Origin of the sequence: Thermosediminibacter oceani DSM 16646, from assembly GCF_000144645.1 — a bacterium.
GTDB lineage: Bacteria > Bacillota > Thermosediminibacteria > Thermosediminibacterales > Thermosediminibacteraceae > Thermosediminibacter > Thermosediminibacter oceani.
In genome coordinates this window covers 1,192,219-1,204,999 of sequence record NC_014377.1, presented here as the reverse complement: position 1 = coordinate 1,204,999, position 12,781 = coordinate 1,192,219, and the positions used below count along the sequence as shown (strand labels likewise).

Here is a 12,781-nt window from a genome sequence, read left to right as displayed (position 1 = left end):
TAATGAAAGTTTATAAAGACCTTGATACATTATCAGTGAAAACCCCAGCTGCATGCGGGCTGGGAAATTTTGACGGAGTCCACCTGGGACACCAGAAACTAATAAGCGAGCTGGTAACGATTGCTGATGAAAAGGGGCTCGAGTCGTTTGTTGTGACTTTCGAACCCCATCCCTCAAAAATTCTATTCCCTGAGAAATCTTCTCCGCTCATAACCTCATTGGGACAGAAACAGAAAGTTATAGAGGCTCACGGAGTAAAAAACCTCGTGGTAATACCGTTTACCAGGACGTTTTCTGAAATGTCCTACGAGGAATTCATAGACTGTGTCTTAATCGAAAAATTGAAAGCAAAGCTGGTTGTTGTCGGTTATAACTTCCGCTTCGGCAGCGGTGGTCGGGGGACTGTGGAAGAGTTAATAATAATGGGAAAGAAAAAGGGATTTGACACTTTAATAATTCCCCCTGTGACTCTTGAGGAAAAGGTAGTTAGCAGTACTCTAATAAGGTCAATGATCGAACGGGGCGATATGGTAGAAGCAAGGGCTTTACTCGGGCGGCCTTTCAGTATAGAAGGCAAAGTGGTAACGGGTGAAGCCATCGGCAGAAAGCTGGGTTTTCCGACCGCAAACGTTTCGTTTTCGCCTGAAATAGTCGTACCAGCATATGGTGTTTACGCTGTTCTAGTTTCACTACGGGGAAAATTTTACAAAGGTATAGCCAATGTGGGAGAAAAACCTACGTTTAAAAGAAAAGTCGCCAATAACCAACCTACTCTGGAGGTCCATATTTTTGATTTTAATGAACAGATCTATGGTGAAGAAGTGGAGGTATATTTTATCGAAAGGATAAGGGATGAAAGGCTTTTTCCGGATGCAAAAAGCCTTGCACAACAGGTGAAGCAGGACTTTTTGAGGGCAAGATCCATTTTGGATAAAGTGCGAGAACCAAAACAATCGATACCCTACATGTCGCGCTTGTAATCAGATTTTTTGTATGTTATAATAATTGCTGCTAAACATCGATGAACCCTTTCTCGGTCAATCGATTCCTCCGTCGATTGACTGGGTAACAGGGGATTAGAAACAAAAAGGAGGTGAAACAAGTGGCACTAGACAAGGAAACTAAACAGAACATAATTGACAAATTTAAGGTTCACGAAAATGATACGGGATCTCCGGAAGTGCAGATAGCTATTCTGACCGAGAGGATCAACCAGCTGACCCAACACCTTAAAATACACAAAAAAGACCATCACTCTCGTCGGGGACTCCTGAAAATGGTCGGAAAAAGAAGGGCTTTATTAAATTATCTAAAGCGGAAAGATATGGAGCGCTATAAAAATATCCTTGAAAAACTCGAACTTAGAAAATAATAACAAAGCGGGGATTCCCCGCTTTAATTTTTTAGAAGCAAAGAAGGAAATAATAACAATGATGTAGAATAAAAAAAATTATGTTTTTCTACGAAAGAAAGGAGGAAAAATTTACTTGGAGGTATTCAAGACTGAGATAGCAGGTAGGCCATTTATTATAGAAACCGGAAAACTGGCCCAGCAGGCCAACGGGGCGGTACTCGCAAGATACGGAGATACGGTAGTGCTGGTTACGGCCACAGCATCTAAAGAGCCCCGCGAAGGTGTGGATTTTCTGCCGTTGACCGTAGATTATGAGGAAAGGCTTTACGCAGTGGGCAAGATTCCCGGAGGTTTTATAAAGCGGGAAGGAAAGCCCAGCGAAAAGGCCATTTTGTCAGCAAGGGTTATCGACAGGCCACTTCGTCCCCTCTTTCCGAAAGGTTTCAGAAACGATATTCAGATTATAGCCACCATCCTGTCAGTAGATCAGGGTAACACTCCCGATGTGGTAGCGATAAACGGAGCTTCCATAGCACTGTGCATATCAGACATTCCCTTTGAGGGCCCGGTTGGAGCCGTTTCAGTAGGCTTGGTTGACGGAAACTTCATAATCAACCCCACCGTTGAACAATATGAAAAAAGTCGCCTCAGGCTGGTAGTTGCCGGAACTAAAGATGCAATTTTGATGGTCGAAGCTGGAGCCGACGAAGTAACCGAGGAAGAGATGATAAATGCAATACTCTTTGGTCACGAAGAGATTAAAAAAATCGTGAAATTTCAGGAAGAGATTATAGCGAAAGTGGGCAAGCCCAAGATGGAAGTGCCCGTTATGGAAATAGACCCGGAGCTGGAAAAAGCTGTACGGGAGTATGCCAGAGACGAAATCCTAAAAGCCATAAGAATATATGATAAACAGGAAAGAGAAGCGTACCTGCAAAAGATTAACGAAGATACCCTGCTACATTTCCAGGATATCTATCCAGAAAAAGAAAAAGAGATAGCAGAAGTGTTATACAGCATTTTGAAAGAAGAAGTAAGGAACATGATAACTTACGAAGGAATAAGGCCGGACGGCAGGAAAAGTACTGAAATAAGGCCCATTTCCTGCGAGGTTGGAATTTTGCCTAGGACCCATGGATCGGGACTCTTCACCCGCGGCCAAACACAGGTCCTAACGGTAGCGACGCTCGGAGCACTGGGCGATGTCCAGATACTTGACGGACTTGAGCTCGAAGAAAGCAAGAGGTTCATGCATCATTACAATTTTCCACCTTACAGTACCGGTGAAACAAGGATGCTCAGAGGGCCCGGAAGAAGAGAAATCGGCCACGGTGCTCTGGCCGAGAGAGCCCTTGAACCCATGATACCCCCAGAAGAGACCTTCCCATATACAATAAGACTTGTTTCCGAAGTACTCAGTTCCAACGGCTCAACGTCCATGGCTAGCGTATGCGGATCAACCTTGGCATTAATGGATGCGGGTGTTCCGATAAAGGCACCGGTGGCAGGTATTGCTATGGGGCTTATAAAACAAGATGACAAGGTGACCATACTGTCCGATATCCAAGGTATAGAAGATTTCCTGGGTGACATGGATTTCAAAGTAGCGGGAACATCAAAGGGTATAACAGCCATACAGATGGACATAAAAATTAAAGGTATTGATGCAGAAATTCTTAAGAAAGCCCTTGAACAGGCAAGGGAAGGACGACTATACATCCTTGAAAAGATGCTGGCTACCATTTCGAGTCCAAGGCCCGAGCTTTCACCATATGCTCCCAGAATATTCACGACGGTGATCGACCCTGACAAAATCAGGGAGGTTATAGGCCCTGGCGGCAAGATGATCAACAAGATTATAGCGGAGACCGGAGTAAAAATTGACATTGAAGACGACGGTAGAATTTATATAGCTGCACCCAACGAAGCTGCCGGTGAAAAGGCGCTGGATATGATTAAGAATATTACCCAGGATGTGGAAGTAGGTAAAGTCTACCTTGGCAAGGTCTTGAGAATAACCAATTTCGGTGCATTTGTAGAAATACTGCCCGGAAAAGAGGGTCTTGTCCACATATCGAAGCTGGCAAAGGGGCGCGTAAAGAAGGTCGAAGATGTGGTAAAAATCGGTGACGAGATCCTGGTAAAGGTTACGGATATCGATAAACAGGGCAGGATAAACCTCTCCCATAAAGATGTTTTCCAAGAACATTCCCCGAAAAATAAAAACAAAGCAGAAGCATAAACCGAGACTTATCGGTTTATGTTTTTTTTATGTCATAAATCGATATAAGATAAATAAGATTCTATTGAACGATTTTAAGAAAATGGGGGGGTACCTGTGGGATTTTACGTATATAAGGTTCCTAAAAACTTCATAAGATTTACAGTTTTACTCTTACTAATTACTACGTGGATGTTTATCAAGACTGGGTTTGTAAATGAAAATTTGGCGACTTTCAGCGGGAAGCCGATTTATCAAGCTGAAACCAATAAAAAAGTTATGGCTTTTACCTGCAACGTAGCCTGGGGCAACGAATTTATCCCTAAAATGCTGGAAATATTCGAAGAATATGGAATAAAGATTACCTTTTTCATAGAAGGGCGATGGGCAGAGAAATATCCGGATCTTCTAAAACTGATACATTCCAAGGGGCATGAAATAGGAAACCATGGTTACAGCCACGCCCATCACTCAAAGCTATCTTTTGAGGAAAATGTAAATGAGATAAAGAAGGCCGAGGAGGCAATAGAAAAAGTTACAGGAGAAAAAACCAAGCTTTTCGCACCGCCATATGGGGAGTTCTCGGAGCAAACGGTTAAGGCTACGGATTCGCTGAACTATAAATTGATAATGTGGAGCATTGACACTATTGACTGGAAAAAACCGGGCGTAAAATATATCGTAAACAAAGTGATTCAAAACGCCGGCGGCGGCAAAATAGTGCTGATGCATCCAACGGAAGAAACGGTAAAAGCATTGCCTACCATTATACAGGATCTACAGCAGAAAGGCTATAAAATAACAACAGTCAGTGATCTACTCTTAGATAATCAATAAAGTGAAAAAGTTGAAATCCCGGTTTAATTCATGTATACTTTTAATTAATAAAAATTCACCCGACTGAAGCTGACCCTTAAGACCGAGAGGAGAATTACCATTGGAGCGTGTAAAAGTCAGAGTAAAGCGAGTTGAAGGCGCTGAAGACCTGCCTTTGCCCAGATATATGACACCTCTGGCGTCGGGGATGGACTTATACGCGAATATCCAAAATGATTTAACTATAGAGCCGGGGAAATACGAAGTGATACCTACCGGCATCCAACTGGAAATCCCTCCGGGCTTTGAGGCTCAGGTTCGCCCGAGAAGCGGGCTTGCAGCCAGATACGGAATAACTCTTTTAAACAGCCCGGGAACCATAGATGCCGATTATCGAGGGGAAGTAAAGGTGGTTTTGATTAACCACGGGACCCAAAATTTTACTATAAAGCGAGGTGATAGAATAGCCCAGCTGGTGATAGCACCTGTGTTCAGAGCCGAGATGGTAGAAACTGATGTTTTGGGGGAGACTATAAGAGGTAACGGAGGTTTCGGGCATACGGGCATATAATTTATAAGAGGTATTTTCCATAAATACCTCCCATAAAATTATTTATGGGGAGGTATTTAAATGAGACTTGGTGAATTGAGCGGCAAAGAGATCATTAATCTTAGCAAAGGCGTAAAAATGGGCATTCTGGGCTACTGTGACCTTCTTGTCGATGAAACTACGGGTAAAATTGAGTACTTGCTGATACCGGGCGGAAGAGGCAGAGTTTTTCCGTTCGGAGAAAAAAGTTACATTAGAGTGTCGTGGGAGTCCATCAAAAAAATTGGACCGGATGCGGTGATATTGAATATAGAAGATCACAATTTAGAAAAAGGAATATAATAACTACGGAACAAAATTCGGAATAATGGTGGAGGTGCTTTTTTATTGTCCAAAAATGAGCAGAAGCTTTTAATCATACCTTTGGGTGGAATAGGCGAAATAGGCAAAAATATGACAGTTATACAGTACGAAAAAGAAATATTGGTTATTGATGCCGGTCTCATGTTTCCTGAAGAAGAGATGCTTGGTGTCGACATGGTAATACCGGATATTACGTACCTGGTGGAAAATAAGGATTTTATTAAAGGAATTATCATAACGCACGGCCACGAAGATCATATAGGCGCCCTGCCGTACGTGCTACAGCAGATAAATGCCCCTTTATACGGCACCAGGCTTACAATGGGCCTCGTTGAAGTCAAATTAAAAGAGACCAAATTCAAAAAGAATATCGCCATTAATGTAATAAAACCGCCAGCATCGGTTAAAATAGGCAATTTCACCGTAGATTTTTTCAGGGTAAACCACAGCATACCCGATTCTGTAGGAGTAGCCATCTATACACCGGTAGGTACCGTCTGCCATACGGGAGATTTTAAATTCGATCAGACTCCGGTTGACGGTAAAATCGCAGACTTACACAAACTCGCCGAGCTCGGCACAAAGGGTGTACTCGCATTGTTGTCTGACAGCACCAATGCCGAACGTCAAGGGTACACCATGTCCGAAAGGGTTGTGGGAAGTACCATAGAGGAAATATTCGGCAGGGCAAAGGGTAGAATAATAGTCGCCACCTTCGCCTCAAACATTCACAGGATACAGCAAGTAATTGATGCCGCCTTTAAATTCGGTAGAAAGGTGGCTGTTGTAGGGCGCAGCATGGTCAACGTGGTCAACATTGCCCTGAATTTGGGATACCTTTCCATACCGAAAGATCTGCTAATGGAGCTGGACGATATACAGAAGCTTCCAAATGAAAAAGTCGTAATAATAACAACGGGCAGCCAAGGTGAACCCATGTCCGCACTGACCCGAATGGCAATGTGCGAACACAAAAAAGTGGAGATAATTCCTGGAGATACCGTGCTGATAGCAGCGACTCCGATACCGGGTAACGAGAAATTCGTTGCGAGGACCATAGATCATCTGTTTAAACAAGGGGCCGAAGTGATATACGAAGCTATATCCGGTGTCCACGTCTCGGGTCATGCCAGTCAGGAAGAACTGAAGCTGATGCTCAACCTGGTAAAGCCGAAGTATTTTATTCCTGTCCACGGTGAATACAGGCATCTCATCCACCACGCCAACCTGGCAAAAGAAGTGGGTATACCAGAAGGAAACATCTTTATACCCGAGAATGGAAGGATAGTAGAGTTAACAAAAGATTCGGCCCGACTGGCGGGCAAAGTTACGGCTGGAAAGGTCATGGTCGACGGCCTCGGGGTCGGCGATGTGGGCAACATAGTCCTGAGAGACAGAAAACAGCTTGCTCAGGATGGGATTTTGATAGTGGTAGTGACCATTGACAAGGAAACAACGGAAGTCGTCGCCGGGCCGGATATAATCTCAAGAGGTTTCGTGTACGTGAGGGAATCGGAGGTACTAATGGAACAGTCGAGAGAGATTGTCAGGCAAGCCTTGAGAAAATGCCAGGAAGAAGAAATCACCGAATGGTCGACAATAAAGTCTCAGGTCAGAGATACCTTAGGTAAATTCCTTTTCGAACAGACCCGCAGAAGGCCGATGATTCTGCCCATCATAATGGAAGTATGAGCAGATGACGCTTAAAGCGGAAAACCCTGGAATATAAATTTTAGTGAAAGGTATGGCCAAAATTTGGTCATACCTTTTTCTATTGAACCTCCTGTATTTTCGCTCCCCAAAATGCTATTGTTGTTCCCGAAAAATTGCAAATAGAAAGAAACGAGTTATAATAATAACAAAATACATGGTATTTTATGCGATAAAGGCTTCGAACTGCCCTCTATCGCGGGACTAAACCCACTCACCGCTTTGAACTTTGCTGCTGGCGGTATATCACAGCAAAAAGGCTATGCAGGAGCTTCCGTTTACTTTGAAATTCTGCCATATATATTGATGGCCGGAACTCTGATATTCACGGCTGTAATTCTTGTCCAGAGCTATAATCTCAACCGCCGTATTTTCAAGATCTGCCGTTTGACTGATGATATGCAGATTTTGGAGGTACTTTTCAAGTGTAAACAGCAAATGGGCATAACAAGACAAATTCCAGTATACATCTCACCGTGCATAACAACACCTTCTTTACGGCATCATAAAGCCCCGCATCGTCCTGCCGGATATTAAACTTTCTGCGGACGAATTGCAATGCGTTTTTCTCCATGAACTGACCCACTGGAAACACCGTGATGGCTGGTTGAAATTCTTGATGTTTTTTATCAATGCGATACATTGGTTCAACCCTCTAGCCTATGCGGCAAGGTTCGACATTGACCGCTTCTGCGAACTATCCTGTGACGAAAGTGTTGTGAAATCAATGAGCAATCGGGAAAGGAGGCTGTATTGTGAGTTAATGCTGAGTGTGCTCTGGAACGTTGCGGACCAAAAAGCCAAATTATTTTCCGCATTCAGCGGCAGGCGGAAACAACTGGAAAGAAGGGTTGATATGATACTGAAAGATGAAGGCCCAAAGAGCAACAAATGGGTACGCATGGTTGCAATCGCAATGACACTGGCAATCGTATTATTGGGCGCTATTTCGGTAGGTGCAGTGGAGACGTTGGCCCTCGAAAGTAAAAGCAGCAGTGAATCTGCCTTGCCAAAACCAAAAGAAATTTCGAATTATCAATATCAAGTAAATGAATATGGCGAAACCTATGGTCCAGCAATTTATGCTGAGTTTTTAGGGGAGGAGCCGGATTTAATTGCAGCCATAGGTATAGATGGAACATTCGGTTATGTAAGGTCTTCGGACCTGAAGACTCCTGATCCGCGCACCCCGGAGGAAGCCGTAGCTCAAAATAAACTTGGCGCAAGACTTATACCCCTTTATGATAAAGACGGTAGAACAGTCATTGGTCAATTTAAAGTTGGATCAGGCCCAGTTCTAGAATATAAAACTGATGAAAAAGACTAATGGTCAAAGCAAGTATATTATGTTTTTGATAGCTAAATATTGCCACGATAACTTGATTATTATGGTCTAATGCGATTGTAAAAGTATTAACGGATAAGGCCAAATTTTGGTCATATCTTATTTGTATATTTTAAATGAAAATATCCAATTATTATTACTGAACAACCAATTATACCCCGAAAGGATGAGACTTAATAATGATTTTTTCGAATATGTCCGAACAGCCAATCGATAAAAATGTACCGGTCCCGCCAATAGGAACGCTTCAACAATTGGGCCAGCTGGAATTACCCAAACCCGAGAGCAACATTCACTGTATAACTATCGTCGGACAAATTGAAGGTCACCTGATTTTGCCTCCCCAGAATAAAACCACCAAGTACGAACACATAATCCCGCAGCTTGTGGCTATAGAGCAGAATCCTAAAATTGAAGGTCTTTTGGTAATACTCAATACCATAGGCGGGGATGTTGAAGCCGGACTTGCCCTTGCTGAAATCATAGCCAGCATGACAAAACCAACTGTTTCATTAGTATTAGGTGGCGGGCATTCCATAGGGGTTCCGATAGCAGTGGCTAGCGATTATTCTTTTATTGCAGAAACAGCAACTATGACGATCCATCCAATTCGCCTTACGGGCTTAGTAATCGGCGTTCCTCAAACCTTCGAATACCTCGATAAAATGCAGGACAGGGTTATAAAGTTCGTCGTGGAGCACTCGAAAATTGAAGAAGAGACCCTCAGGAGGCTTATGTTTAATACCGGACAGCTGGCCAGAGATATAGGTACCGTGCTTGTCGGAGCTGATGCGGTCAGATACGGTCTAATTAACGAAGTTGGTGGTCTGGGGGCTGCGGTAAAGAAACTCGAGGAACTTATCAGCGAAAAAAAGAAAAATGCCCAGTAGACAGGTGGTATTAAACAATGATACTTTATACAGCAATTCCGCTGGAACTGGTTCTCGAAGGAATGGACAGAAAATACGAATTTAAAGAAATAGAAATTGACAACGTTAAACTCCTGGTGGAACCGCTGGATATAGACAAGGGAAGAATAATAAGTGTATTTAGCACCGACCCTTTAGTATACCTTAATCCAAAGTTTTACCCGGGAAACATAATAAAGTTTTTTCCCCGTTAAATTAAAAGGCTAAAAAGCCTTTTTTTATTTTAAAGGAGTTTTAAAAAAAGTGGAGAATATAAAAATCATAGAGGTGTTCTAATGTGAAAAATCCCCGAAAAAATGTACGCAGCTTACATAATGATATTCGCTGGGAAATTTACGGTATTTTGATAATTTGCGCAGGTATACTGGGAATATCGTCAATTTATACTGACACAGTGGGCACCTTTGGTCTTTTATTGAAAAAAAACCTTAGAGGAATGGCCGGCGCAGGGGCGCCCATTATACCCTCCGTCGTAATTGTATGGGGGTTATACTGCATATTGCGTAAAAAGAGCCCCGATTTTACACCTAGAATCTACGGATTATTAATGATAATGGCTATAACGCTGGTAGTTCTACATATAAGCCTCCACGTTCAATTATTAAATCTCAGCATTCTTGACAGAATAAGAAAAAGCGCAGATATGGGAGAAAAAGGAATGGGGGGCGGTTTACTTGGAGAACTGGGCACATCGATACTTTACGGTTTATTCGGACCCATTGGAACCTATGTGGTGATAGGCGCACTCCTGTGCATAGGCATAATTCTTGCCACGGGTGTCTCCATTTCTGGAATAATAAAGAGTTTAGTTGAAGCAAAAAGAGAAAAATCCGCGGTGAAAAGGCCTCAAATCGTCAATAATGCCGCTGCAGCAGTGGTAGAAAAGGCAAATAATAAAGAAGATGAAAAGGAACTTGATATGGAGAAAACTTTAATTTTAACTGCCCCCGATAGCTCAGAAGCGGACGAGAAATCCAAAACGGCAAAGACAGCAGAAACGAGCGACCTTACCATTTGTGCTGACAAGCAGTTTAATGATTCCGAATACAGCTTACCCCCGGTTAGTTTGCTCCAAAAAAGCTCATCAAAACAGGGTAGCTTTAGTGAAAAAGAACTACTAAATAATGCGCAGATCCTTGAAAAAACTCTTGAAAGTTTCGGTATACAAGCGAGGGTGGTTCAGGTAAGCTGCGGACCTGCTATTACAAGATTTGAAGTACAGCCATCACCCGGCGTAAAGGTGAGCAGGATAGTAAGTCTGTCCGATGACATTGCGTTGAGCCTTGCGGTACCTGACGTCCGCATCGAGGCCCCCATACCAGGGAAAGCTGCCATCGGAATAGAAGTACCTAACAGAGAAATCTCAAAAGTTTATTTCAGAGATGTAATCGAATCCCCGGAATTTAAAAACTCTGCTTCAAAGCTGACCATAGCTTTAGGAAAAGATATAGCCGGGAAATCCATAGTTGCTGATCTTGCTGATATGCCCCACCTCTTAATAGCCGGGGCTACGGGGTCCGGTAAAAGCGTATGCATAAACACCATTATAACCAGTATTTTATACAAAGCTTCTCCCCATGAGGTAAAATTTATGATGATCGACCCTAAAGTAGTCGAACTTACAACCTATAACGGCATACCTCACTTGTTGACCCCCGTTTTAACAGACCCCAAAAAAGCTGCTGCAGCTCTTAACTGGATGGTATCGGAGATGGAGAGGCGATATCAGCTTTTTGCTCAGGCCGGTGTAAGAGAAATAAACAGGTATAACGAGATCAGCCAAGAAAATAAACTTCCCAAAATTGTCGTAATAATCGATGAGCTCGCAGACCTCATGATGGTTTCACCTAGAGACGTGGAAGATAGCATATGCCGGCTGGCACAAATGGCCCGCGCTGCAGGGATTCATCTGGTTGTGGCTACTCAGAGGCCGTCGGTAGACGTAATAACGGGTTTAATAAAGGCGAATATACCATCCAGAATTTCTTTTGCGGTATCGTCACAGGTGGATTCAAGGACTATACTCGACATGGCCGGAGCAGAAAAATTGCTGGGAAAAGGGGATATGCTGTTTTTCCCCGTGGGCGCGGCCAAGCCTATACGAATACAGGGGGCATTTTTGAGCGAAAAAGAAGTGGAATATGTGGTAGAATTTATTAAAAAACAGATGAAACCCTGTTACGAAAAAAATCTATCGGATTTTAAAGAGCCCCAGTCAGCCAAAAGCGATGATAACGTTGACGAACTATTCAAAGAGGCAGTCTCGGTTGTTATAGAAACGGGCCAGGCTTCCGTATCTTTGCTCCAAAGGAAGCTACGAATCGGCTATGCGCGGGCAGCCCGGCTGATAGATCAGATGGAAGAAAAAGGGTTTATAGGAGGATATGAAGGTACGAAACCTCGACAGATCTTAATAACAAAAGAACAATTCGAGAAGTTTTTTGGCGAATCATAGTAAGTTATTAGTCGAAAAAATAACTAAAAATGGGAATATTGCTGTTACCTGGGAAATAATAATCCTACTATAGGGAGGGAAAACGTTGGAACCTAAGGATGTAAACAATTTAAGAGAACTCGGTGAGTATTTAAAACGAACCCGTCTTTCAAAGAATATATCACTGGAACAGGTTCAGAAAGACACAAAGATTCGGATTAAGTACTTATCTGCAATAGAAGACGGTAATTTCGAATTAATTCCGGGAGGAGAAGTTTACATAAAGGGTTTTCTGAAAAATTATGCGGAAGCAGTGGGTTTGGATTCAAAAGCAATTCTTGAGCGGTACAAAGAAATAGCGGCTCCTCCTGCTATCGAAGACGAATTACAGGAACAAATCATAAAAGAAGAAATACCTCAACAACATTTAGATGAAGAGAAAAAGCCGGAGTTTATTTTTAGTCCTCTACGAAAACATTATAAATTCTTTTTAACTGCAGCTTTAATCCTGGCAATCTCTATAGTAGTTGTGTCGGCGTTTATAAAAACCTCGACTCGAGTGCCTATTGAACCTGAAACGCCCCCACCTGTAAATAGCAATCCGGCAGTAGAAACCGAATCCGAACCGGTTCAGGCTCCTCCTGAAGAAAATAAAGAGAATACCAGCGTTATACACTTGGTCGAAGACGATGGCAGGAAGATTGTCTACACTGTGGAAGCCGATATAATAAACGTTAAATTTGAAGTCGAAAGAGATAGATGCTGGGTATCGGTAAAAAAGGATGATGCTTTCGAATTCGAAGGTACTCTGGGTGCCGGGGAATCCAAGGTATGGGAAGCAAAGGACAGCATAACCATCCGGGTGGGAAATCCACCGGTTGTCAGGGTAAACCTTAACGGTAAAGAAGTTAATCTAACGGCTAAAAATCCTACTAAAGTTAAAGATCTGGTAATAATGAGGGAACAATGATTTCCTCATTTTTTTGTGCTTTACTTATCTTTTCAATCTATTGTATACTATTATAGGTTTTATTATAACGAGAGAATTTCTCCGACGAA

The 12,781-nt window shown here is 42.7% G+C and carries 12 protein-coding genes; all 12 read left to right on the top strand.

The window, feature by feature from the left end; all coding sequences use genetic code 11:
- Nucleotides 1-2 precede the first annotated feature (2 nt).
- Nucleotides 3-980, top strand: coding sequence for a bifunctional riboflavin kinase/FAD synthetase (locus TOCE_RS06155; protein WP_013276028.1), 978 nt, complete (start codon nucleotides 3-5; stop codon nucleotides 978-980).
- 122 nt (nucleotides 981-1,102) lie between these two features.
- Complete coding sequence (gene rpsO / locus TOCE_RS06150) at nucleotides 1,103-1,372, top strand: 30S ribosomal protein S15 (RefSeq protein WP_013276027.1); 270 nt, start codon at nucleotides 1,103-1,105, stop codon at nucleotides 1,370-1,372.
- 115 nt (nucleotides 1,373-1,487) lie between these two features.
- Nucleotides 1,488-3,596: a polyribonucleotide nucleotidyltransferase gene (locus tag TOCE_RS06145; protein ID WP_013276026.1), complete on the top strand. Its 2,109-nt coding sequence runs from the start codon at nucleotides 1,488-1,490 to the stop codon at nucleotides 3,594-3,596.
- Between the two features lie 96 nt (nucleotides 3,597-3,692).
- Nucleotides 3,693-4,412 carry a polysaccharide deacetylase family protein gene (locus tag TOCE_RS06140; RefSeq protein ID WP_013276025.1) on the top strand — a complete coding sequence of 240 codons (720 nt, stop codon included), beginning with the start codon at nucleotides 3,693-3,695 and terminating at the stop codon, nucleotides 4,410-4,412.
- A gap of 100 nt (nucleotides 4,413-4,512) precedes the next feature.
- Nucleotides 4,513-4,962: a dUTP diphosphatase gene (gene dut, locus TOCE_RS06135; protein WP_013276024.1), complete on the top strand. Its 450-nt coding sequence runs from the start codon at nucleotides 4,513-4,515 to the stop codon at nucleotides 4,960-4,962.
- A gap of 60 nt (nucleotides 4,963-5,022) precedes the next feature.
- Nucleotides 5,023-5,283, top strand: coding sequence for a YlmC/YmxH family sporulation protein (locus tag TOCE_RS06130; protein WP_013276023.1), 261 nt, complete (start codon nucleotides 5,023-5,025; stop codon nucleotides 5,281-5,283).
- 45 nt (nucleotides 5,284-5,328) lie between these two features.
- Nucleotides 5,329-6,996 carry a ribonuclease J gene (locus tag TOCE_RS06125; protein ID WP_013276022.1) on the top strand — a complete coding sequence of 556 codons (1,668 nt, stop codon included), beginning with the start codon at nucleotides 5,329-5,331 and terminating at the stop codon, nucleotides 6,994-6,996.
- 520 nt (nucleotides 6,997-7,516) lie between these two features.
- A complete protein-coding gene (locus TOCE_RS06110; RefSeq protein WP_083768482.1) occupies nucleotides 7,517-8,341 on the top strand; it encodes a M56 family metallopeptidase in 825 nt (274 codons plus the stop codon).
- Nucleotides 8,342-8,553: 212 nt separating this feature from the next.
- Nucleotides 8,554-9,249 (top strand): ClpP family protease, encoded by a 696-nt coding sequence (locus TOCE_RS06105; RefSeq protein ID WP_049817950.1) that lies wholly within the window; start codon nucleotides 8,554-8,556, stop codon nucleotides 9,247-9,249.
- 17 nt (nucleotides 9,250-9,266) lie between these two features.
- The gene (locus TOCE_RS06100; RefSeq protein ID WP_013276020.1) at nucleotides 9,267-9,482 is read left to right on the top strand and encodes a YlzJ-like family protein; all 216 of its coding nucleotides are present in this window, start codon (nucleotides 9,267-9,269) and stop codon (nucleotides 9,480-9,482) included.
- Nucleotides 9,483-9,565: 83 nt separating this feature from the next.
- Complete coding sequence (locus TOCE_RS12760) at nucleotides 9,566-11,743, top strand: DNA translocase FtsK (RefSeq protein ID WP_013276019.1); 2,178 nt, start codon at nucleotides 9,566-9,568, stop codon at nucleotides 11,741-11,743.
- A gap of 85 nt (nucleotides 11,744-11,828) precedes the next feature.
- On the top strand, nucleotides 11,829-12,692 hold the full coding sequence (locus TOCE_RS06090) for a helix-turn-helix domain-containing protein (protein ID WP_013276018.1): 864 nt from the start codon (nucleotides 11,829-11,831) through the stop codon (nucleotides 12,690-12,692).
- Nucleotides 12,693-12,781: the final 89 nt, after the last annotated feature.

Excerpts from the sequence above, each read along its gene's own strand:
- TOCE_RS06155 (WP_013276028.1), top strand. The coding sequence starts at position 3 with ATGAAAGTTTATAAAGACCTTGATACATTATCAGTGAAAACCCCAGCT.
- TOCE_RS06130 (WP_013276023.1), top strand. The coding sequence starts at position 5,023 with ATGAGACTTGGTGAATTGAGCGGCAAAGAGATCATTAATCTTAGCAAA.
- TOCE_RS06105 (WP_049817950.1), top strand. The coding sequence starts at position 8,554 with ATGTCCGAACAGCCAATCGATAAAAATGTACCGGTCCCGCCAATAGGA.
- TOCE_RS06100 (WP_013276020.1), top strand. The coding sequence starts at position 9,267 with ATGATACTTTATACAGCAATTCCGCTGGAACTGGTTCTCGAAGGAATG.